Raw genomic sequence first — 23,100 nt, forward strand, 5'->3', positions numbered from 1 at the left:
GGTGTAGCATCCCGGTCGACGCGGAGCCACGAAAATGGTCAATTGTTGGGGATTCGAGAAGTTCGCCGCGGATGCAAATCCGAAGCCCTGGTGGTGGAATTGGCAGACACAGCAGATTTAAAATCTGCCGGGCGGTTACGCCCTTGCGGGTTCGAGTCCCGCCCTGGGTACTGGTATGGGAAAGGCGTGGGCATCGGCGGCGTTTGCGACCGAATGGGCGCCAAGTGATTGGAACTACAACTTGTCGGCTAGCAATTCGTCGTCGGTTTTTAGGTCTCGCATGTAGCGGCGCCATTCGAGTTCTAGTGTTTCGATGTCACCGAAGCACTCCTTGAACGTTGCAAACGTTTTGTCTCGCCACGCGTCGTCTCGTTCTACTTTGAAGTCATCGACGGCCATCTTTTTATAGAATGCCAACAGTTCGTTGAGATGTTCGTTCATCAAGTAGTGCGTCAGCGCCCAGGCTTGGCCGTACGCGGACATAACCGAACCGTTCGTTGACGCGTAGTCGAATATTCGATCCGTGACGACAAACTCTAAACTCGAATGCTCGGGATCGTGCGACAAAATTCGGTAGTACCCCAGTCGTTGTTCGTTGACCGCGCCGATGCCGGCCCACGTGGCTTCCTTGGGGGATTCGAAATAGCTTGCCAACCCTTCGTGGGCCCACCGGACTTGGAACTTTTCTCGATCGAGCAGGCCGCTGTTGGCGGCCAATTGGTGGGTTGCTTCGTGGGTGACGACTTCGATCTCTTTGTTCTCGCCTTCGATGTCCACCAACAGTTCTACCGTCTTGGCCAAGCGAATGATCTCGCCGCCCGCGGCAGAAGGATTGCGACGGACTTCCTCGCGAAGGCCCTTTAATATCTCGACCAACTGGTCGGCGCCCTCGTACGCTTCGTCGGTCTTTTGACGATAGAAGATCGCGATGTTTTCTTCGGGCGAATAAAAACCGGCCGCCATTTTGAGCGATGGACTGAGGATGCGGACGAAATTCAGATAGTCCGCGTGATCGTTGAACAACACGACTCGCATCGGTTCTCGTGGGACACGAAGCGGATGCCCTTCGAGCGCGTACTTCATGTAAAAGCTGTCGTAGACCTTCTCGAGAAGATCGAGTCGATGCTGGGCAATCGGCTTCCCATAAATCGGATCGTCGGCGTCCGAACAATCGTGCAACAGAATGTAGTGACGACTGCGGGCGACCTTCATCGAATCGCTTTTGACAAATTGCCGCATTTCTTGTTCGATCGATGCCGAACTGGGCACAGTGGCTCGTCGGTACTTGACCAATTGAACCATCAAACGGACTTGGGGATTGTTCGGGTCGGCCTTCCACGCCTCGGCGAGTTCCTTGTCGGCTTCCTCCAACATGCCCTGTTCGACGCACCAAAGTGCCAGGTCGAGATGGGACTGGGCCGTTCCCTCGCGTCGAGCTGCGGAACTTTTGGATCCATAGATCTTCTGGTTCGATTGAGTGCGTACAATTTGGCAATCACTCAAGCTGAAGTGCAGGGTTCCTCGCTCGTGCCGACACGACACCGTACCGCCGACATTGACCGTCACTTTGCCCATCAACTTTAAGGTGATTTCGGTTCCCGGTACGGTATACAACACCAAATCGGCGTGGGCCGTGCCAGTGACCACCAGCATAAGAAGTGCGGCGATGCATCGATTGCGGAAGTGGGGGTTTATCATGCTTGCCCAACGTAGAAATTTCGCGATTCGTTTGCTGTCTTGCTGAAACGTCCCGCTCCGAAGACTCGCTTGATTTTAAACCGAAACCAAAAACCGTGTCGCCGTACTTCTCGAAAACTCTTGACCGCGACACTGTTTTCCCAAGAGTTTGGGCAGGATTTGCGATCGCGCTATTGATCGCGACTTGGCCGTTGTGGTTTCCCACGATTGCGGCCAATGAGTATCCGGCGATTCCGCTTGCACCTTTCGTCATCAAACCGGCGATTGCAGAACTGCCATGGTTGCTAGATGGGATCAGCCTTTGGACGTTTGCGGCGATGGGTTCCACTATTTGCGGTCACACGACATCGACGCGAAGTCGAATTTCATGGTTCTGTGTTGTGGCCGGATTGTTGGCTTCCTTTGCGGTCGACCAACACCGATTGCAACCATGGGCCTATCAGTTGGCCATTTACGCGATAATGTTTGCGACGCTGAACAAGCGGTGGCTTCGCCGGTTGATCATCCCTGCGGCGGCCAGCGTTTACATCTACAGCGCCTTGGGCAAGTTTGACTTTCAGTTTGCTCACACCGTGGGTCAAGAGTTTTGGAATGTGGCGGCTCGCCCTTTGGGACGTGTTGCCGAGACCTTGGATGACTCGATGCGGGCTCGATTCGCGTTGCTGTTCCCGGCCGCCGAATTGGCTGCCGGCATCGGTTTACTGTTTCGCCGAACTCGACGCGGGGCCGGCATCTTGGTGATGGGGATGCACGCGTCGTTGATCGTGTTGTTAGGTCCATGGGGATTGGATCATAGTCTTGGAGTCCTAGTTTGGAACTTGGCGCTGATGTTCCAGACGTATTGGTGGATGGTTCGCTCGGTTGGCGATTCCGTTGTCCGGTCGTCCGTTGATTCGTCATCCGATGCCTCGACACCTCTGCCGATGGCGACCGCGATGGTATTGGCGTTGATGCTGATTGCACCGATCGGTGAACGGTGGGGACTTTGGGACCACTGGCTGTCATGGTCGCTGTACTCGCCACACACCAGCCGCGTGGATATGCAAGTTCACGCTTCGGCGATCGCGAAGCTGGACGAGACCACGGCCGGGTACTTCGATGCGGATGACGACGGTGATGGATGGAGTTCCTTTGCCATGTCGCGCTGGTCGCTCGAGCAGCGTCTTGTGCCCGTCTATCCCCAAGCTCGATACCAATTGGCGATGGCGATCGCGATGGCCGATCGTCACCATTGGGACACCGACATCCGCGTTCGGGTCGAGAGCGTTTCGGATCGTTGGACGGGCCGCCGAGTCGAAACGATGGCGGTCGGGATCGACGCGATTGGTCGTTTGAGGCGACCGTTTTGGTTGCTGGGATCAAAATGAACGGTCGACCGATGGCGGTTAGCCGCTGGCGTACGACGGATTGATGCGGGCGAAAATAGTTGCGAAAGCTTTCCGGCGCGGCGGGCTCTAAACAGGGAACAGCCTTGGATTCGTCGTTGAATCTGCGGCTCGGCCCCCCCTCGTCTCGGAGTTCCATCATGTTTCGACTCAGATCTTTGCCAGTCGCCATCGCGCTGGCTACGGCACTTGCGACTTCCGTTGCGTCGCCGCCACCTTCCAACGCAGCCGGTTTGTTGGTGGCTGATGGCGGATTCGGCGGCGTCTTGGAAATCAAATCGCAGGACGTCCGCGTCACGATCAACAACTCGATCGCCGTCACGCAAGTCGACCAAGTCTTCTTGAATACTGAAAATCGCCAGGTCGAGGCGTTGTACACGTTTCCCGTCCCCCGCGAAGCTAGCGTATCCAACTTCAGCATGTGGATCGGTGGGAAAGAGATGATTGGGGAAGTCGTCGAAAAGCAACGGGCCCGAGAAATCTATAACAGCTACAAAGAAAAACGCCGCGACCCGGGACTGCTTGAACAAGTTGACTTCAAGCAGTTTGAAATGCGGATCTTTCCGATCGCGCCGGGCGCTGAACAACGCGTTCGCATCGAGTACTACCAAGAACTCGACATCGATCACGACTGGGCCACGTACGTCTATCCGTTGGCGACCAACGTCAACGGCAAACCGATCGACACGAAAGTCCGCGGTCGGTTTTCGATGAACGTGGATTTGAAAAGCGAAGTACCGATCGAAGAACTGAAAAGTGAATCGCATGCCGATGATTTCGTTGTCGTCGATCATCAAAGCGACTATGCGCAAGCCGCCATCGAGTTGACCGAGGGCGATCTGTCTCGCGATATCGTCATGTCGGTTCATACGAAACGGGCACGAACAGGACTAGACGTCGTCACCAGTCGGCCCAACGGTGAAGACGGGTACTTCATGATGACACTAACCCCGGGCGAAGACTTGGGCGCCGCGGTCGAAGCGATGGACTATGTGTTTTTGCTGGACGTATCGGGCAGCATGGCTCGGGACGACAAGCTGAGCATTAGCCGCGGAAGTGTGATGGCATTCATCGATTCACTCGGCCCCGATGACCGATTCGATTGCGTCGCCTTCAACCTGGCGCCGACGCCGTTGTTCAAGACCATGGAAACACCGTCTGAAGCGAACCTTGGAAAGGCTCGCGATTTCTTTGCCGAACAACGGGCTCGCGGCGGTACGGTTTTACAGCCGGCTTTGTCGGCGGCCTACGCTTACCGCGATGATGATCGACCGCTCAACGTGGTTCTGTTAAGCGACGGGTTGACCGAGGTCGGCGAGCAAGCAGAACTACTTCGTTTGATCAGCAGCCGACCGGCGGGCGTCCGCGTCTTTTGCATCGGCGTTGGCAACGAAGTGAATCGGCCTCTGCTTGAACAGATGGCGACCGGTGCGGGCGGATTGGCTGCGTTCGTATCAACCGAAGACAGCTTTAAACGGCAAGCCCAATTGATGCGACAAAAATTGACGCGTCCCGCGATTGAAGACTTGAGCGTCAGCTTTGACGGTGGCCGTATCGCCGAAGTCGAACCGACCGTCTCGGGCGATTTGTTTTACGGAACGCCATTGCGAATGTACGGGCGCTATGGCGACGCGGGCTCGGTGACGGTGACGCTAAGAGGTCAAGTGCAAGGCTCGCCTTGGGAACAAACCGTCGACATGCCACTGGCGAACAACGACGAAGGAAATAGCGAGATCGAACGGATGTGGGCCCAGAAGCGAGTTGCCCGATTGATGGCTACGGAACGAACCGGCGGCGCATCGATGCGAGACGAGATCGTGCGTCTGTGCGAAGGCTATTCGATCGTGTCACCTCACGCGTCGATGTTGGTGCTAGAGAACGACGCCGAATTCAAACGCTGGAAGATCGAACAACGAAACGCCATTCGTATCGAGCGAGATCGTCGGTCTCGGGAAGCCGTGCAGGCCAAATTGACTCAACTGCGCAATCGTGGCAACGAAGACTTTGAGGTCGACCGATCACAGAAACTCGTATCCACTCGATCGGATTCGCCAACTCCTGCCGGCTCAACGCCTTCGACTCCGTCATCCGGTCCCGCACCCCAGAGTCGCGATCGCGGTGTCGATTTGGACTTTGGATTCAGCTCTGGCGGCGGCGGTGGTGGAGGAGGCGGGGCGATCGAACCGTTCACCGCGTTGATTGCGTTGGGTTCGGCTGCAGCGGCAGCGATGTCGCGACGACGAAAACGTGTGTGATCGAGTCTGCTTCGTTCCCTCCACGTCTAAGCAACGAACAAGAATCAGTTGTCGGATTGTCGTGGATCACTCTGTGATCCACGACATTGATTGATCGTGCATTGCTGGGTTGCCTCTACCTCACCGTTCCCTCTGCTCAGGTCCCGTCATGAAGACTCCTACCACGTGGATCATCGCCGCTTCCGCCCTGATCGCGTTCGCATTTCCGTCGATTGCGACGTCGTGCCAGGTCGATTTTGACTTGATAGGCGATGGACAATGGTGGCGAGTTTTGACGGGACACTTCACCCATTTCGACGGGTCTCATTTGTTCTGGGACCTGTTGATGTTTGTCGCGCTGGGAGTGGCGTGCGAGCGCAAGCATCGCAGACTGTTTCCGATTGCGATGGCGGTGATGGCAGCGGGGATCACCGCGTCGATCGGATATTGGTGCGACAGCATCGGCATCTACCGCGGACTCAGCGGCATCGATACCGGATTGTTCGTATGGTTTGTGATCGACCAATGCCGCGCCAGTTGGTCGGCGAACGAAAAGAAGACGGCCGCGATGTGGTTGATTCCCGCGATCGGATTGGTCGGCAAATCGATCTATGAAGCGACCACCGGACAAACGATGTTCGTCGATTCGTCCACGTTCACACCGCTGGTCGAATCGCACTTGGCCGGTGCCGCAATCGGCGCCGGCGTCAGCACAATAGCGGCGATCATTTCAGGTTTTCAAGCAGGAACGCCCACTTATCAGCGTACTCTTCGATCTGCTTGCTGACCGGAGTTCCCGCGCCGTGTCCGGCGCGTGTTTCGATTCGGATCAACGTCGGACGTTTGCAATTCGACGTTTTGCCTTGAGCCGCCTGCAGCGCGGCGGCGTACTTGAAACTGTGACCCGGTACAACGCGATCATCGCGATCGGCCGTCGTGACGAGTGTTGCCGGATAACAAACACCGGGCTTGATATTATGCAGCGGCGAGTAGGACAACAAATTGTCGATCTGGTCTTCTTCGTCGCTGCTGCCGAATTCGGATGCCCAAGCCCAACCGATCGTAAACTTGTGATACCTCAGCATGTCCATCACACCGACCTGGGGCAGACACGCGCCAAACAAATCGGGCCGCTGGGTCGTGACAGCGCCCACCAACAGACCGCCGTTGCTGCGTCCGGATAGCGACAAACGCGACCCCGTCGTGTACTTCTTTTCGATCAGAAACTCGGCCGCCGCAATGCAATCGTCGAAAACGTTTTGCTTCTTCAGTTTCATTCCCGCTTCGTGCCATTGGCGTCCGTATTCGCCTCCGCCGCGAAGGTTGGCGACCGCGTACACGCCGCCCGCATCGACCCAACCGACCGTCGCCGGCGAGAAACCCGGCGTGATGGAGATGTTGAAGCCACCGTATCCGTACAGCATGGTCGGATTCGTTCCGTCCAGCGTCGTGTCGGCGCGGCGCGTTACGATGATTGGAATCTTGGTTCCGTCTTTGCTGACACAGAACAATTGCTCGGTGACATAATCGGCGACGTCGAACGCCACTTCGGGTTGCCGCCACAGGCTGACGCTGCCGTCCTTCAAATCGACTCGATAGATGGATGTTGGCGTCACGTAGTTGGTGAAGCTGAAGAACGTCTCCTCGGCGCTTTGACGGCCGGTGAAACCGCCAACCGTCCCGACACCAGGCAGGGGCAGTTCGTCGATCATCGATCCGTCGATAGTGTGGCGATTCACACGACCGCGCGCGTCTTTCAAGTAAGACGCATAAAACGTTTCACCGAACAGACTGGCGGATTCCAACACGTCGGACGTTTCCGCGATCACCTCTTTCCACGCGTCTCGGTTTTCTTCGCCAGCCGGAACCGCGATCAGTCGCCGTTTGGGCGCCTCATGATCGGTCACAAAGTAATGCGTGTCGCCAATGGAGGCTGCCCAAACAAAGTCGGCATCGAACCCGGTGATCAAGGGAATCACCGGTGATCCTTCTTGTCGAAGGTTCTTGATGAAGACTTGCGACTGGGGCTCGGTACCACGCCAATTTTGGATCACCAAGTATCGACCGTCATCGGTGACTTCGGGTGAGAATCCCCACTTCGGTTGATCGGGACGCGCAAACACCAGTGTGTCTTTGCTTTGCAAATCACCGAGTTTATGAAAGTACAGCTTTTGGTTTTCGTTGGTTCCGGTCAGCTCGGCGCCTTCGACGGGAGCGTCGTAGCGACCATAGAAAAAGCCACTGCCATCGGGCTTCCACGCGATGCCGCTGAACTTCACCCACTCGACGACGTCGGGCAGATCTTTGCCGGTGGCAACATCACGAACTTTCCAAGTCCGCCAATCGCTGCCACCGTCGGCCAAACCGTACGCCATCAATTTGCCGTCATCGGACGTTGCCGTACCGGCCAGCGCGACGGTCCCGTCTTTTGAAAACGTCATGGGGTCGATCAACACTTGTCGATCGGCATCCAGCGATTCGGCTTTGTAGAGGATGCTCTGATCTTGAAGCCCGTCGTTGTGCGAATACAAATAGAAGTCGCCCTTCTTGATCGGCAAGTCATACCGTTCGTAGTTCCAAAACTTTTCCAGTCGCTTACGCATCGGTTCCCGTTGGGGCAGCGATTGCAGATAGCTTTGCGTGACTTTGTTTTGGGCTTCGATCCATGCGGCCGTTTCGGCGCTCTCGGTGTCTTCGAGCCATCGATAGGGATCGGCGACCTTGCGACCAAAGTAATCGTCGGTGGTGTCGACCGTCGCGGTATCGGGGTAAGCCATGGAGTTCGGTCCGTCGGTTTGAGCGAATGATGACGCGGATGTCGACGCGCAAGCCAAGATGATCAGTGCCAATCGCAAATTCTTCATTACGTTAAACAACCTTGGTGGGATCAAGAGTATGGGTTGAACAGCGACACATCTCGTTGATGATTGGCCAGACTAAGCGCGGGTGGCTAAGTAGATCGCCAAGTCGTCGGCAATCGTAGGCAGCGACTTGCCGGTAACGCGAGTGTACTTCGACGTGTCCAACACGCTGTGCCGTGGTCGTGCCGCTTTCGCGCCGAATTGTTCGGTCGTGATCGGAACCACGCGAGTTACCATGTCGGACTGTTTGAAGATCTCGCGAGCGAACTGGCACCACGTCGTCGGCGGTGATGCGGCAACATGGAATACTCCGCGGGCTTTTGCATCGATCAAAGCAATGACCGCGTCGGCGATCGTCGACGCGGACGTCGGATTGCAATGTTGATCGTCGACGACACTCAGTTCTTCGCGATCGACACCGATTCGCAACATCGTCTCGACGAAGTTTTTCGGTTGTGGAAGGTGACCGTAAATGCCACAGGTGCGGACAACCAAATGATCGGGACAAGTTTGCGCGTGCTGTTCGCCCGCCAGTTTGGTTTGCGCGTAAACGCCTTGAGCTTCCAGTGGCGAATCTTCGTGATTGGGTCCGTCCGCGATCGTTGAACCGCCAAAGACATAGTCGGTGCTGATTTGAACCAGGAGCGCGCCCACTTTGGTGGCACTTTTGGCTAGCGCGGCAACGGCGTCGGCATTGATTTGTCGGCATGACGCCGGATCGTCCTCGGCCAAATCGACGGCCGTGTAGGCGGCACAGTTGATGATCACCTTGGGCCGTTCAGATTCGACCAAAGCCGCAATGGCCGCACAATCCGAAAGGTCGAGTTGATCCCTTGAGAGCCCCACACAAGCATCGGCCAACTTGCTGCACAGAGCAGTCCCAAGCTGACCAGCGGCTCCAGTCACGAAAATCACGGTGAAATCAATCCAAATCAGAGAACGGGGAATCGGGGAAGGCCCGAATTGTAGCTCAAAATGCTCACAAACCGGACAACCGACAAGGTCTTCGGAACTAACACTAGACGATGTTTTTCTCGATCCCTCGCTGGGCCGGGCGAGACAGACGATATCTCGATACATGCGGTAGGTGACGGTGTCACGGTGGACGGTCACGCCGCTCTCGAAGAAAAAAACTCGCCTTTCGGGGCTCGTCGGAGTAATCATTGTCATGTTGCGACCCAACCAAGCCAAGGCGTCAGCAGTTTTAGGTGCCGTTCTAACCACCATGGGTGGATGTGCGGGTCCGATGACAACCAACGTAATTCCGGCCTCGCTTTTCTCGGATAACACGGTGAAAAGCGCGATCGTGACCGAAGCCCGCCCGGCCAATTTCGGCAACGTTCCGGCGGCTCGAATCTCACTTGCCGAGGCACCGAGAATCCCGACCACTGGAATGCCAGAGTCGATTTCCATCGAGCAGATGATCAGTGTTCGCGATCGGGTAGCGCCCCACCAAGTGGTGCTGACCGGTGGACGCCCGATCGTGTCCAACGACCCGATTCAGGTCGCCTCCAACGCGGCATTTGCCAACTTTCAGTCCGACGGTTCCGCGATCGACGATGTCGTCGAACAGATTCCACCGGCACCCAATTCGATCAAGGCAAAGGCGGCCGAACCGTTGTCGTTGAGCGACAACGATGCGGAGAATGTCGTCAAAGAGAATCGGGCGAAGGCTCGTGCCGGGGCCAAGCAAGCAGAACAACGACAAGCTGCACAGCAGAAGAGAGCTGCGGCGGCGAAGAAGAAGGTAGCCGCGGCCGAGGAAGCCGAAGCGAAAGCCTTGGCAATAGAAGCCGAGAAGGTTGATTCGTTGCCCGCACCGATCGCCGACACGCCCGAAGAGACGACGACGGCCTATGTCGGCTCGCAGCCGCTTCCATTGGCCGAAGCCGTGCGAATCGCTTTGTCGCAAAACAAGGGCATCGCCGTGCTGGGGTATCTCCCGCAAGAAATCGGCACCTTCGTCTCGACCGAGCGTTCGGTATTTGACCCCGTGTTTCAAGCCGACATCCGAGGCGGTCAGTTCGACCAGCAAAACCGCAACTTCATCAACACCGGGGGTTTGCTTCCCGGTGGACTTGCCCCGGGTGCGAACGAGCAGCGAAACGACTTTCTGTCGGGCACTGATTTGAATGTTTTGTCCATCACCAAAATGCTGGAATCGGGCGGAACGGTTGGCGCGGGCGTTGGTATGAACTACTTCTACGATACGCCAGTCGGTGACGGCACCTTTTTGAACCCGGCTTGGCGATCGGCCTTGAACCTAAGCTTCGAACAGCCACTCGGTCGTGGTCGTGGCAAGAACGTCACAACTGCCCCGCTGCGAATCGCTCGCGCCAACCAATCTTTGGCGTCTCACGAGTTTCAAGCGATCGTCAATGAAACACTCCGCGACGTTCAACTGGCCTACTGGGATTGGAAGCGAGCCCAACGTGATTATGAAGTCACTCGCGACGCCGTCCGCACGGCATTGGAAACACTGGAGCTAGAAAAAGAAGCTGTTCGATCTGGCGAAGGAACACTGCCCGACGTGGAACAAGCTAGCGACCAGTGGCAACGGTTCCGCATCGACGAGGCACTCGCCTTGAACGACATGAAGAAGGCTCGGATCACGCTGATCCAGTTGATGGGTCTGCCGTTGAATGACATTAACTACGACTTTGCGATTGATGAACCCGCCATCACGACCGACGTAGCCCGCGAGATCGGCGAAGTATCGGCGATGGCTCGGCCGGAAGTCTTAGCCGCTCAGGCAAACATTCGTGCGGTTCAATTAGAAGTCATCCTGGCTGCGGACACGCTGCGACCAGACTTGAATCTACGACTGGACTATCAGGTCACCGGGTTGGAAACCGGCCTCGACCGGGCAATCGAAACCGTTTCGGAACATCGCTTCAACAACTGGATCGTTCAGCTTGAATTCACGCAAGCGGTCGGCCAACGGGCTGCCTGTGCAGCCCTGCGTCGGGCTCAGTTGAAACTTGCACGGGCGATCGCCGAACAAGATCGCGTCGAGCAAGAGATCGCGGCCGAAGTCGCCCGAACTTGGGAAGACGTGATGACCAGTGCCGAACAGCTTCGCATTCAGAACGAACGTGTCGCAACGGCACGGTCACAGGTCAAGGGACGCAACGATCTTTTTGCAGAAGGCGAGGGATCTCTCGACTTAAAGATTCGAGCCGAAGCCAGCTTGGTCGATGCACTGCTAAAACGCCAAGCCGCGGAAGTGTTTGTCCAACAACAAATCGTTCGTTGGCAATACGTGACCGGCCAGCAACAGTACGTACAGTTCGTCGAATGATCGCCGTTAAATGGGAACACAAACGATGTTCCGACCGATTGGACCAATGGCATGCGACCCGCGACGGTGCCTTTGCTAGGACCACATCGACGTAAGCAGAAAGCGAATGTTGCTTGCGTATCGCGGCACCAATCGGCTGGGATCACTTAACATTCGGTAGGCCCATTCCATCCCAAACTTCTGATAGATGGCCGGTGCCCGCTTCGCCGTGCCGGCAATGAAGTCGAACGACGCGCCCAACTGGATGCTGACGGGTACTCCAATCCGTTGACAATGGTCATAGATCCATTGCTCGCCTTTGGGCTGGCCGAATGCGACCAACAATATGTCCGTTCGGGCGTCGCGAATGCGATCATCCTGTTCCCGTTGCTCGGTCTCGGAGAGCGTTCGGAACGGAGGCGATTCGACACCGGCGACTTGCAGTCCCGGATAGGCCTCGACCAGGCGGTCACTCGTCTTCTGTGCCACGCCGGGCATCCCACCCATGAAATAGATCCGCCATCCCTCGCGACTGGCGCGCTCGGCGAGTTCATAAATCATCTCGCTGCCGGCGACCCGAACGGGCAGCGGCCGAGGCCCCATTTTGCTTTTCCACACGATCGGCTGTCCGTCCGCCAGAATCAACGATGCACCGAGCGTGACCTCCTTCACTTCATCCGACTGAGCATGCAACATCACGTAGTTCAAGTTCGCCGTGATGACATAGCTGGGTTTCCGCCGCCGAATCAATTCGCCGATTCGATCGACGGCTTCCGTTTGTGTCACCGCGTCGAAAGGCACATCCCACACCACCACAGGATCACGTTCGGCCAAGACGTTGGCGCCGCCCTGGATGTTGACGTCGTCGCATCCGTTCATGTCTTCCATGGATCTAGCGCTGACCGATTCTTTTGAAGCTGTTTGCATGGAGACAGGTCGAGTCGACCCAGTTTGAGATTTGAATGTCGATGGAATTCAAGTCGCCGACGAATCATCGGCCAAAGCAATCGCTTTCTCCGAACAGCGATACTGGTTCACTTGATACAACGCCCAGCAACAGAAACCGACGACAATCAAACCGCTGATGGCATAGCGAATCGGCCAGTTCAGCCATTCGTTGGACTGCACCATGACCACGATAGCCATCGCGACGAAAACGAAAACGGTTGTTAGCAAGTCTTGCTTCACCACGGGCATTCCCTTCTGCACCAAGGAAAGGGTCATCACCAAGTGGCCGACGACAGAACCGACGGCTAGTCCGACAATGAATCCCTCTAAACCGCCCGTCTGGAACCCAATGATCGACGCGATGATGGTCGTTGGTAACTTCGCAAAGTTCGACTTCGCCGCCAACCGCGTTTCACCCATCGCAACCAATGCCTGGGTCGAAGTCGATGTTAGGACGACGATCCATTCCGATAAACAAAGCCATTGGCAAATTTCGCCCGCTTTGTGAAAGTCACTGTGATAGAGCAATTGAAAGAAGTCGTTGCAGGTGCAAAACACACCGATGATCATGGCCGAACCGACCGACAATATCACTCGTCGACCAACGATCAATTTGTGGCGAAGGGTCTCGACCGAATCTCGCGCCGCACTCGATAACACGGGATACAGAACGCTGAACGCTAACTTATCCACCATCATCCGCGGCAGCGTGGCGATCGCCAAACCGAAGCCGTAAATTCCCAGCGTACCGATATCGAACAGTTTGCCCATCAACATGCGGTCCACTTGCATCGCGGCGAACATCATCAATGTGCTGACGAATACCCATTTTCCAAAGTGAAACAACTCGTTCGCGTCCGTACGGTTGAACTGAAACCGATTGCGATATCCGCGGATCATGCGGTGGCTTAAAACGGTTCGCGACACCGCCAAGGCGATCATGCCCCAAACGAGCGAATACACGGTTGGCGAAATCCAAGCGAACAAGCACATGCATGCACTGCCGATGGCTTGTGAGCTGATTTCCAACCAGGCCAAACTTTTCGCATCGAGGTGACGTTGAAGTGAAAAAATCGACGTCGATGCGAAACCGTGGATCAATGCCGTCAACGAAGCCAACGGGATCAACCACACCAAGGATGGTTGTTCAAAAAAGTTTGCGACGGGAATCGCCAAGGGTACCGACAATAGCGAGATGACCGCACCGCGAATCGCACCGACCAACCAAGCCGTGTTCAAAAACTCAAACTGGTCACCGCGTTTGTTCTGGATGATGCATGGTCCCGAACCCACGTCGGAAAACATACCCAACCCGACGATCACCAAATTGATGATGGCCATGATTCCAAATGCTTCTGGAACCAACAAATAGCTGAGTGCCATATTGTTAACCAATCGCAACCCTTGCCCGACACCATAACCGGCCATCGACCAAGCCGATGCACCCATCACCGACGACGAATTTGCGGGAATGAAGCGATCGGAACGATCGATCTGACTTGGCTCGCCCAATGCGTCGGACGCATCACTATGCGGCGAGGAATCAACCGGTTCAAGCATCGACCTGTCGATTGGTTCCGATACGGTGTCTGCATCGAATTCAACCGCAGGCATCAGCGTACACCTGTTGCAAGTGGCCAACGGCAGCAGTCCGCCCGAACAGGCTTCGCATCTTGTCGCGTGCAGCGATTCCAAGTTGGTCAACGCGATCCCGGTTTTGGCTAAGGATGCTAAGCAAGACCGTCAATTGTTCGGACACGCTACGAGTGGTCTGCACAATCGCGTCGTTCTTTTTCCTTTCGCTATCGAGCGAAAATCCCTCCCATTGGCCGTGACCGTCGATCGGTAGCTCCATCAACATCCCGGTGTCGTTGGATTCGATCAGCTCCGGCAATGAAAACAGATTGGTTGATATTGCGGGGCAACACTGCATCGCCGCCTCCGCGATCTGCCAACCCGATGTGTGGCTCAGTGCGGGCAACACCAAAACGTCGTGACAGGCAGCCAATTCTTGCACTCGGCGACGCGACACGGTTGCAAGCCTGCGTATCCATGGGGCGCTATCGACACGATCGCGGACCTTTTCGATCGAAGGTGAACGAGACGCCAAATCTTGACTCTTGGGGGCGTCCATCCGAGACACCAACGTCAGCCGAATTTCCAACCCACCACGACGAAGCGTTTCCAAGGCATCCAGCATGGGAATCACGCCCATACCGATCGCGTCGTGGCCCACGAACATCACCTGCAATGAATCACCACGACGGGCGGCCCTGCGGCGCATTCGCGTTTCGGCCGATTGCCCTTTCGCATCCCGAGCAAGTTCGGGCACGAACCCACGAAACACCGACAATTTATCCGCCAGTTCCGACAGCCCGAGTAACTCAAACTGGCCGCGCAAATTTCGTTTCGCGATTTCGCTTCGAACCAAGATGCGCCGACACGACGTCAGTCTGAGCAATCGATGCCCCAACACCGCATGCCACGAAGACGCAAAGGCGTCCTGCATCGCGGGCTGACCATCAAGCGCGATGACGAACCGTTTCGCATTCAGCGGTACGGTGTTGACCGCATGAACGAGATCAACCGATTGGCTTAGTGATTCGGGTAGCAAGTGGGCGAACGACCAAAACCGACCTTGGCGTCCCAATCGGTTGACCGGGACGGTTCGCAAAGGTCGGTGGATGAACCCGTCGTGGGGACTCTCACAGTGAAATAAGCACGCTTCATCTCGATCAACAGGCCCCTCGATGACACCAATCCAATGCTGCGATGGGACGACGTGTAAAGCGTCGCTGGCGTCGCATTGGCCGATTGTTTGGGGACTGGAAAACATAAATGTAGATCGAGGCAGGTAACACAGCGAACAACGACACCCAATCGCGACATATGAACCTTGACGTCTGTAAAATCAAACAAGCATCAAAGATCAATCAGATTCGGTAACAGCGGGTTCGCCAGAACGAAACTCTAGTAAGCACCCCGTGCGAATACGACGGCTGGGATCGTCATGAACATCAATTTGAAATCCAATTGAAGCGATCGTGACTCGACGTATTCCAGGTCCATTTTTACTTGTTGGTTGAACGGGATATCACCGCGTCCACAAACTTGCCAAATGCAAGTCAAACCGGGTTTGACGGTCAAGCGTTCCCAGTCACCGTGATGATAAACGGCAACTTCTTGAGGGCATGAAGGACGCGGACCAACGATGCTCATGTCACCGCGAACGACGTTCCACAATTGGGGCATCTCATCAATGCTGAATTTGCGAATGATGCGACCGATCTTTGTGATGCGAGGATCTTTCGCCATCTTGAACGTACGATTGTCAGCATGATGGCTTTGACCCATCAACTCTGCCTTCAACTCATCCGCGTTGACTCGCATCGAACGAAATTTCAAACACGAAAACGGAACACCGTCTTTGCCAATTCGCGTTTGGACGAAGAAAATCGGACCGAAATCGGTGAACTTGACCATCAACGCCACCATGGCAAGCATCGGTGACAGGACGATCAAAGCAGCCATCGCAATGACGATGTCGCTGACTCGCTTCAGGCGATCGTAGATGAACAGGCTTTGCCACATTTGGCGCAAAGAATCTGGAGCGTTGTTCAGGCTGGAATTCGAATGGGTACACGTCGAAGCTGTCGACATTGCGTTTATCCGTGTGGGACACATCAAGGAGGGAAAGGGAATTTGCCGGTTCGCAGTGCACTTGATCCGTGGCAACCTGCTCCGACGGGGCAAACTATAGAAGCAAGCCACATGCCAGTGGATTGCGTAAGTTTTGATGCCGGTTTCTGGCCCACTAACCCCGCCTTGGGTGGCCATGGCCCCTTTAGGCCATTTAAAAATTTCTGATACCGTGGAGGACCCAACTGTCATTGATCGAATTGATAATTTTGATCACTTCAAGTGATAAAAATGGGACTTAGAGCTCTGTTAGTCCGATCAGCCGGGCCAGTTTTGCCGCCTCGATCACCGCTTGATGACTCTCGCTGACCAATTGAGCACCGGCTTTTCCGTACTGGGCCAATTCCTCAACGGGCATTTCGATGGCCTCTCGCATCCGCTTGGCCAACGGCTCGATCGCACCAGCGGGTACCAACCAGCCGCAAACGCCCGGTTGGACCAATTCAGCGACGCCCGCAATGTTGGTCGAGATGACCGGGCGACCCATTGCCAGCGATTCCATGATCACCACAGGCAAACCTTCGGCAAAACTGGACAACACGAGCGCTCGGGAATCCAACAGCGATTGGCGAACTTCGACATCATTTTGCCAGCCGGCCAAACGAACGTTCGATTCCAAACCGTATCGGCGAATCATGTTTTCGAGTTCACCGCGGAACGGTCCGTCGCCCACCATGACCAATTCGAATTCACAACCGCCGTCCTTCAGCATCTTGGCCGCTTCGACCAACAGGTGCGTGCCTTTCTGTTCGTCCAAACGTCCGATGAAAACCAAACGTGGATCGGATGGCGGCGGTGTCAGTTCCTCCGAAAAATAAGCTCTGTCGAGTCCACAGTGGACGACGTGAATCTTGTCCCAATGCTCGCGGTCGGTCCATCGATAAAGTTGACTGCGGCCGTATTCGCTAATGGCTACCGCGAACTTCGATCGTGCAACCTTCTCGCCCAGACGAAGGAAGTGTGGCTTGTCAAATTCGTGAGGACCATGAAGCGTAAAGCTGTAACGGGGCCCACCCAAGGCACGGCATAGCAATGCAACGCTAGCCGGATTGGATCCGTAGTGAACGTGCAAATGCTCGACGTCTTCGCGAATCAACCAACGGGTCAATTGGCATGCTTCCAACAGGTATGCGAAATTGACAAGCAAGCCGCGATCAGAATGCCAACCCATTCTGATGGTCAACGCCAATGCTTTGACGAACGTGATCGGCTTGGTCAGCATGGTCGCGAATGTGGCGACCAAGGGACCGAGTAAACCCAGATCGAGAACGATTCGCGTTCGCGATGCTTCGACCAAATCCTTGGGTTCGGATAGTCGAACGTTGGTTTGACGAATGGCGAATCGAACGACTTTGATACCGAACGATTCCATCGCCTCGATTTCTCGGCGAATGAACGTACCGCTCGGAACCGGATATTGGTTCACCAGGTAGGCAATCTTCCCAGCGAATTCCGGCTTTGATGGCTGAGTCGTTCTCGGGACCGCCTCGGGTTGGGGTTCAACGTAGACGCTCATGATGTAGCTCCCTTGTATTCAATCAATTCAGTATTTTTGGATCTTAAATGATTCATTCGAAACACGACGACGCCGACGAACTGTGGAAACTTCGCCAACACATCGAAAATCGCAGCCAAACGAGAGTCCGTTTTCGAGAAACCACGCCCTCGGTAATAACGTCCCACGCGCCTTATCAAGGCGGCATAGCCCGCAAACAAACCAAGGCTCAATCCCCAGGTGGGCCACGCAAGTAACAGTGCGATCACGGGGACAACGCAGCCCCAAAAGCAAATGCTTCGAGTTTCGCGTACCCAATGAAACTCGGGTGCGCCACCGTGCATCATTGCCCCTTGTGCGTACGCATGGCCGCTTCGCTGCATACGACGCCACCATTGCTTAAAACGCGTAATCGCCGCGTCATGCCGTGCCATTTCTGCATCAATTCGACGAATCTTCCAACCGTCGGCGCGGATCCGAACACACAACTCAGGCTCTTCGCCCGCAATGACCGTCGGGTTGTAACCGCCCATCGACTGAACCACGTCGGTTCGCATGACCGCGTTTCCGCCAACGGATTTGGCATCGCCGATGGGCGTATTCCATTCGATATCGCACAACCGGTTATACAACGATTGATCGGGATACCGTTCGCGAATGCGACCGCCCACGACCGCCAATTTGGGATCTTTACCGAACTCGTCGCGTGCCCGCTGGAGCCAACCGTCAGACATTTCGCAGTCGCCGTCGACGAACTGGACATACTTCGTCGCTGGAAAGGTTTCCATCAGACGAGCAAACCCTTCGTTGCGAGCACGGGCCGCCGAAAACGGCTGACTCATATCGAGCTCGACCACTTCGACACCGAACTGCTTTGCAAGGGCAACGCTATCGTCGGATGAATTGGAATCGACATACACAACGGCATTACAGTTTTGAATCGACTGCAAGCAACATCGAAGACGTTCACCTTCGTTTCGACCGATCGCGACGACGCCGATCAAGTCGACTGCCTTGATATCGCGATCACGATCTTCTGTTACGGTTTCAATCGTGGCGGCTGGAGATGGATGACTCACATCGCACCTCCGCGGACAATCGCACTGTTGCGAAAAAAATCAAACAAGAAACATGGCGGATCGGTGACCGTCTTTCGTTGTACCGCTGCGCGAATTCGATAAAGCGAATAACACGCGCCCCAAGCCAAGTCGGTGACACAGGTGAACAAGAAACCGTGATTCTTGACGAAGTACCGGCGACGCGATTCGAACCAATATTGAGGGCGGCGTTTTTGAGGCTTGGATTGGATCTGAACGCCTGACGCTTGACCAACCAAGTGAACGACCCGGCTGCGTGGTTCGTACCCACACGCCCAACCGGCCAACGCCGCTTGCCGACAAAAGTCCGTTTCCTCGTAGTACATGAAATAGTTTTCGTCGAGCACGCTGATCGCCTCGAAGACCTCTCGCCGAATCAACATACTTGCGCCGCAGACCCAATCGGTTCGGATCGCTGATTCGGAAATGGGCGGTGCAATGATCTTCTTCGAAAACAATCGCGATACGATGCCCAAGCGAAGACCGTCGTCGATCTCGCTCGCCAGACTCGGAAAACGAAACGCAGAACGCTGTGCCGTTCCGTCGCGGTCTTCAAGCCGGCTGCCGACGATGCCGACTTCTGGATTGGCGTCCAAATACGCGATCATGTGCTCAAGAGCGCCTTCGCGGACCAACGTGTCGGGATTGAGCAACCAAACCAAGTCCGTCTTGCTTCGCCCGCCCGCATCATCGGACGTGACCGCCAATACATCGCGGATCGCCGCGTTGTTGCCGAACGCGAAACCGCCGTTTCGATCCAGCGGCATTAGCGTCACCCACGACTGCCAACCATTCGCTTCGATCGCCGCACGAAGTACATCAACCGAGTCGTCGCCCGACGCATTGTCTACCAGCGCGACATGCACATCCGACCTACCAACGACATGCGTGGCAAGCGAAGCCAAGCAATCACAGGTCAGGGGAGCCGTCCGATAGTTGACGATAACGATCGAGGTGTTCATTTCGATGATGACGAAAAATCTTCGCGTATGGCGGGGGGAAGGGGCGGGGTTTTCGGCGGAAGCGGCAGGCAGGATCTAGACAGTTGCTTCGTGGCTAGGTTCACGATCGGTTCGACGCCAAGTGCGCTGACGCCGAAAGATTGCCGAGACATAAAGTGGAAGTTTGCTGAGGATGTAGAACGGGATCGTGCATAGTTGGCGAATGGAAAGTTGATCGCGACCATGGGCATACCACGCTGTCATCACGCCAATCGCCAAGTTGAAACCCGCAACCGTCATGATGGCCAACGGAATCCAGCTGATGGACGTCGTCCACGTGATCACCAAAATCGCAAGCGTCACAATGACCCAGCACTGCACCAACAACGCCAACGGCGGAATCAACAAATCGATCGCCGCAACCAGCAGCGACGGACGCGCCGTCTTCATGGCCCAACCGATCAGACGAGGCGATTGAGTGGCGATCGTGTGAAGGTGCCCATGTTCCCATCGCTTGCGTTGTTCGAGCGCATTGTCGCGTGCTTCAGGAAGTCCCGCACGAACGATCGCTTCGGGACAGTAACGCGGCGAGTGACCTTCGATCATCAAGTCGTAGCTGACCTTCATGTCTTCCACGATGTTGTCGCTGGCCCAATTCGGGCGGCGAGCCAACTTCGACGGAAACGCCATTCCCGATCCGTAAAGCACACATCCGTACCCGAGCCGATGCAGGCCGAGCGGCCGAACTTGGTTCTTTACCGTCGTGGCGAAACCCGAAACGGCGCCCCAAGACCCCGCACGCGAAGCGGCGGGCATTTGATAGTTCGCTTGCACGGGGCTTCCCGTTTCAATCGCAAGCCGTGCAAGCCGATCGACCGATCCGTTGGAAACGTCACAGTCAGCGTCCACCATCAAAACTACATCGCGCGAATCGCTTTCGAGAACCTTCAAACCATGATCGACTGCGAACCCTTTGGCTCGCTGGGTATCGTTGAACCGTTCGGTAACGTCGGCGCCCAATGCACGAGCCACCGCAGCGGTGTCGTCTGTGCAATTGTCGGCGATGACCAACATTCGATCGCCGGCTCGCAATTGGCTTTGGATCGAAAGGATCGTAGCCGTGATAACCGATTCTTCGTTGTGAGCCGGAATCAAGACATCGACGCTAGGACGTCCGACGCCACTGTTGTCCCGGTGATCACCGTCGACGTCTTTGCGGCGAGGGAACGATCCCGTGACGCACTGGGTCATCAACATGAACGTCGGAACCAGAAAGGCGATCGCAACGAAACCAAGTATCCATTGCAAAGCTACGACGAACTGGAACGCTAAAACGGCAAGGATCAAGAGATTACTCCCAGAATCGGGAAGTTGAAACGTCGCAGTCCACCGACCACTGCGTCGGCGGCTCGTGTGATCCTGCCGCCGGCTGGTGCCGACAAAACGACCGAGTTGGATTTCAAACTCAACAATTCAATCTCGGGTCGCTCTTTGCACGACAACCCGGTCACCAAGATCAAACCTTCGCAATGAACCTCGTTCTGCAAATGGCTAAGAATCTCTTCGGCTCGGCTCTCGTGAATCAATACCACTTGGTAGTTGTCGGGGTATTCTTCATTGACTTCGATTTCGACAATCTCGCCTTCTGCCTTTGGTTGGCCACCAACGATCACGACGGTGACGTCTTCGCCCAATTCGGCGACCGAAAGTCCCAACTTACGCACGACGCCGACGGTTGCCGCGCGACCGCTTAACCCGACGACGTGGACCAACCGCGTGGTCATCGCACCGGTCAGATACTGCAGGTGCACCGCGGTCAGCCGCATCGCATCAGTCACTTTGGCCAGCGACTTGCCGGGACGCTGGGCCTTCATATCGCCACGTCCAAGATTGCCGATCTCGGCAATTTCCATTCGATCGGCAAGCGTCTCGGCCGGCTTGGGCATGACTTGTCGAAAACCCAACCCCATGACCGGCGCCGACAATCCGATCATGCAGATCAGGAAGGTGCTGGCGAACAATTTTTTGAAGTTACTGCTTTCCGATTCCAGGGTAGGTGAAGCAGGTTGCACGACTCGGAAGCTGTGCGCGTCACCGTGCTTCAGCGTCTCCATCGCCTCGCTTAGCGAAATGCTTTGATCAAGACCCGTTTGGGAAGCAGCCAGTTTACGTTGAATTTCCCGCGCCGCTTCCATCGACGATTCCAAGTTCGCTAGACGGGGTTCCAGGTATCCGATCGAGCTCTCGAGATGTTCGATCAAGATTCGCGACGTTGCCACGTCCGTGTCCAACTCCGTCTTCAAACGTGTGGCTTCGCGGCTGGTTTCGACCGAGGCCATTGGGTCATCACCGAAGCTGTCCATTTGGCGATTGAGGCGTTCCAATTCTTGTTCTAGATCGACCATGGAACCGTCGCCACGAACTTGCAATCGAAGTTGATCGACTTCGGATGCCAACGCATTGTAACGCGATTGCGAAACCAAGCCGCGTCCGACCAGAGGTGCGATCCGTGCCAGTTCGCTTTCTTTGCTTTCCAGCTTGGATTCCAAGACAACAAACTCTCGTTGTTCGTTGATGTCTTTTTCCAACGCTGCGATTCGGTTGACGACGGCGGCCGGTGAAAGACCCTTCGGCTTGTACCCGGCGGCACTGGAATCAAGGGAAGTGTTGACCAGGGCGACGCCTGATTCCAGACGCGATACTTGTTCCTCGGCGGCTTGCAAAACAGCCTGCTCGGATCGCAATTCCTTTTCCAAAACTTGCAGCTTGTCTTTCCATTCGTCATAGGCGACGCGAACGTCCGGAACTTCAAGCTTGCGATTCAATTCCGCGTACTCTTCTTTCAATCGATTCACTTCGGGAAGGTGAATGTTTTCGATCGCGCGACTGAGACCGACGATGTGCTGCTCTAGACCAGCATCGCGAATCAAACGAGCACGGCGAATACCGACTTCCACCAAGTCGTTGGCGATGGCGGCAGCTTCCTCAGGATCGCCCCAGGTCAACGACACAGAAATGGAGCCGTCGCCACGCGAGACGTCGGATTCGATTTGTCGGCTGATGTAGGACGGCGAGGCCGTCAGGCCGCGTTTGGCGATCACTTCTTCGATCGCTTCCTTACTTTGAAACTCACTCAAAAGCGTGTAGATGCCAGGCCCTTCGTACAGCGGCGATCCGAGGTACGTCTTGTTGTAGATCAGGCGTGATTGAACCGTGTGGGTGCTGATCGTGTTTCGCTTTGCCCAAAAATAGGCGACCGGGGCACTGATCATCGCCGCCAACACCAGCCACGGCAAAGTGATCTTTGCCAAGTTCATCATGCGGACTTCGGGAGTCTTAAACGATCCACTTGTCGACGGAGCCAAACGAAATGCCGCATTGCTCAATTCGCGTTGTGACACGCTGTCGACGATGGAGGCACTTGGCTTGGATGTTGTGATGATTCGGGTCATTACGTTTTCT

At 55.6% G+C, this 23,100-nt stretch carries 16 protein-coding genes and 1 tRNA gene; 5 read left to right on the forward strand and 12 right to left on the reverse strand.

What is annotated here, in order from left to right:
- Positions 1-84 precede the first annotated feature (84 nt).
- A tRNA-Leu gene (locus tag Poly51_RS13370) sits at positions 85-170 on the forward strand.
- A gap of 64 nt (positions 171-234) precedes the next feature.
- Here the strand turns inward: Poly51_RS13370 and Poly51_RS13375 are convergent.
- On the reverse strand, positions 235-1,698 hold the full coding sequence (locus Poly51_RS13375; protein ID WP_146458249.1) for a DUF1570 domain-containing protein: 1,464 nt from the start codon (positions 1,696-1,698) through the stop codon (positions 235-237).
- 95 nt (positions 1,699-1,793) lie between these two features.
- On the opposite strand from Poly51_RS13375, the gene Poly51_RS13380 reads away from it, so the two are divergent.
- From Poly51_RS13380 to rrtA, 3 genes are all read left to right on the forward strand, one after another.
- A complete protein-coding gene (locus Poly51_RS13380) occupies positions 1,794-3,065 on the forward strand; it encodes a hypothetical protein (RefSeq protein ID WP_146458251.1) in 1,272 nt (423 codons plus the stop codon).
- A 158-nt stretch (positions 3,066-3,223) separates the two neighbouring features.
- Complete coding sequence (locus Poly51_RS13385) at positions 3,224-5,338, forward strand: VIT and vWA domain-containing protein (protein ID WP_146458253.1); 2,115 nt, start codon at positions 3,224-3,226, stop codon at positions 5,336-5,338.
- A 148-nt stretch (positions 5,339-5,486) separates the two neighbouring features.
- Entirely contained in the window at positions 5,487-6,104 is a 618-nt protein-coding gene (gene rrtA / locus Poly51_RS13390; protein WP_146458255.1) for a rhombosortase, read from the forward strand.
- On the opposite strand, the gene Poly51_RS13395 is transcribed toward rrtA, so the two are convergent.
- Both Poly51_RS13395 and rfbD read right to left on the reverse strand, forming a co-directional pair.
- A complete protein-coding gene (locus tag Poly51_RS13395; RefSeq protein ID WP_146458257.1) occupies positions 6,043-8,181 on the reverse strand; it encodes a prolyl oligopeptidase family serine peptidase in 2,139 nt (712 codons plus the stop codon). The two genes, rrtA and Poly51_RS13395, sit on opposite strands and share 62 nt — an antisense overlap.
- A 72-nt stretch (positions 8,182-8,253) precedes the next feature.
- Entirely contained in the window at positions 8,254-9,093 is an 840-nt protein-coding gene (gene rfbD / locus Poly51_RS30420; RefSeq protein ID WP_186775529.1) for a dTDP-4-dehydrorhamnose reductase, read from the reverse strand.
- A 331-nt stretch (positions 9,094-9,424) separates the two neighbouring features.
- Here rfbD and Poly51_RS13405 point away from each other — a divergent pair, with 331 nt between their 5' ends.
- The gene (locus Poly51_RS13405) at positions 9,425-11,479 is read left to right on the forward strand and encodes a TolC family protein (RefSeq protein WP_186775530.1); all 2,055 of its coding nucleotides are present in this window, start codon (positions 9,425-9,427) and stop codon (positions 11,477-11,479) included.
- 75 nt (positions 11,480-11,554) lie between these two features.
- Here the strand turns inward: Poly51_RS13405 and Poly51_RS13410 are convergent, their stop codons facing one another.
- From Poly51_RS13410 to Poly51_RS13450, 9 genes are all read right to left on the reverse strand, one after another.
- A complete protein-coding gene (locus Poly51_RS13410) occupies positions 11,555-12,385 on the reverse strand; it encodes a WecB/TagA/CpsF family glycosyltransferase (protein WP_146458263.1) in 831 nt (276 codons plus the stop codon).
- Positions 12,386-12,433: 48 nt separating this feature from the next.
- Complete coding sequence (locus tag Poly51_RS13415; protein ID WP_146458264.1) at positions 12,434-14,020, reverse strand: oligosaccharide flippase family protein; 1,587 nt, start codon at positions 14,018-14,020, stop codon at positions 12,434-12,436.
- Positions 14,007-15,242, reverse strand: a complete 1,236-nt coding sequence (locus Poly51_RS13420) for a glycosyltransferase (RefSeq protein ID WP_146458266.1) — start codon at positions 15,240-15,242, stop codon at positions 14,007-14,009. Before Poly51_RS13420 ends, Poly51_RS13415 begins: the two co-directional genes overlap by 14 nt.
- A 134-nt stretch (positions 15,243-15,376) precedes the next feature.
- The gene (locus tag Poly51_RS13425) at positions 15,377-16,066 is read right to left on the reverse strand and encodes a sugar transferase (protein ID WP_186775531.1); all 690 of its coding nucleotides are present in this window, start codon (positions 16,064-16,066) and stop codon (positions 15,377-15,379) included.
- Between the two features lie 277 nt (positions 16,067-16,343).
- Positions 16,344-17,621, reverse strand: coding sequence for a glycosyltransferase family 4 protein (locus tag Poly51_RS13430; protein WP_146458270.1), 1,278 nt, complete (start codon positions 17,619-17,621; stop codon positions 16,344-16,346).
- On the reverse strand, positions 17,618-18,679 hold the full coding sequence (locus Poly51_RS13435) for a glycosyltransferase (RefSeq protein ID WP_222435849.1): 1,062 nt from the start codon (positions 18,677-18,679) through the stop codon (positions 17,618-17,620). The genes Poly51_RS13430 and Poly51_RS13435 overlap by 4 nt, the downstream gene beginning before the upstream one ends.
- On the reverse strand, positions 18,676-19,659 hold the full coding sequence (locus Poly51_RS13440; RefSeq protein ID WP_146458272.1) for a glycosyltransferase family 2 protein: 984 nt from the start codon (positions 19,657-19,659) through the stop codon (positions 18,676-18,678). The genes Poly51_RS13435 and Poly51_RS13440 overlap by 4 nt, the downstream gene beginning before the upstream one ends.
- A 75-nt stretch (positions 19,660-19,734) precedes the next feature.
- The gene (locus Poly51_RS13445) at positions 19,735-20,985 is read right to left on the reverse strand and encodes a glycosyltransferase family 2 protein (RefSeq protein ID WP_146458274.1); all 1,251 of its coding nucleotides are present in this window, start codon (positions 20,983-20,985) and stop codon (positions 19,735-19,737) included.
- On the reverse strand, positions 20,982-23,090 hold the full coding sequence (locus Poly51_RS13450; protein ID WP_146458276.1) for a hypothetical protein: 2,109 nt from the start codon (positions 23,088-23,090) through the stop codon (positions 20,982-20,984). The genes Poly51_RS13445 and Poly51_RS13450 overlap by 4 nt, the downstream gene beginning before the upstream one ends.
- Positions 23,091-23,100: the final 10 nt, after the last annotated feature.

Source organism: Rubripirellula tenax, from assembly GCF_007860125.1.
In the GTDB taxonomy this organism is placed as follows: Bacteria; Planctomycetota; Planctomycetia; order Pirellulales; family Pirellulaceae; genus Rubripirellula; species Rubripirellula tenax.

What these genes read in the sequence shown, in the direction of transcription:
- Poly51_RS13425 (WP_186775531.1), bottom strand. Translation starts at nt 16,066, where the DNA reads ATGTCGACAGCTTCGACGTGTACCCATTCGAATTCCAGCCTGAACAAC.
- Poly51_RS13385 (WP_146458253.1), top strand. Translation starts at nt 3,224, where the DNA reads ATGTTTCGACTCAGATCTTTGCCAGTCGCCATCGCGCTGGCTACGGCA.
- Poly51_RS13415 (WP_146458264.1), bottom strand. Translation starts at nt 14,020, where the DNA reads ATGCCTGCGGTTGAATTCGATGCAGACACCGTATCGGAACCAATCGAC.
- Poly51_RS13405 (WP_186775530.1), top strand. Translation starts at nt 9,425, where the DNA reads ATGACAACCAACGTAATTCCGGCCTCGCTTTTCTCGGATAACACGGTG.
- Poly51_RS13375 (WP_146458249.1), bottom strand. Translation starts at nt 1,698, where the DNA reads ATGATAAACCCCCACTTCCGCAATCGATGCATCGCCGCACTTCTTATG.
- Poly51_RS13450 (WP_146458276.1), bottom strand. Translation starts at nt 23,090, where the DNA reads ATGACCCGAATCATCACAACATCCAAGCCAAGTGCCTCCATCGTCGAC.
- rrtA (WP_146458255.1), top strand. Translation starts at nt 5,487, where the DNA reads ATGAAGACTCCTACCACGTGGATCATCGCCGCTTCCGCCCTGATCGCG.
- Poly51_RS13440 (WP_146458272.1), bottom strand. Translation starts at nt 19,659, where the DNA reads ATGAACACCTCGATCGTTATCGTCAACTATCGGACGGCTCCCCTGACC.
- Poly51_RS13420 (WP_146458266.1), bottom strand. Translation starts at nt 15,242, where the DNA reads ATGTTTTCCAGTCCCCAAACAATCGGCCAATGCGACGCCAGCGACGCT.
- Poly51_RS13395 (WP_146458257.1), bottom strand. Translation starts at nt 8,181, where the DNA reads ATGAAGAATTTGCGATTGGCACTGATCATCTTGGCTTGCGCGTCGACA.
- Poly51_RS13430 (WP_146458270.1), bottom strand. Translation starts at nt 17,621, where the DNA reads ATGAGCGTCTACGTTGAACCCCAACCCGAGGCGGTCCCGAGAACGACT.
- Poly51_RS13410 (WP_146458263.1), bottom strand. Translation starts at nt 12,385, where the DNA reads ATGCAAACAGCTTCAAAAGAATCGGTCAGCGCTAGATCCATGGAAGAC.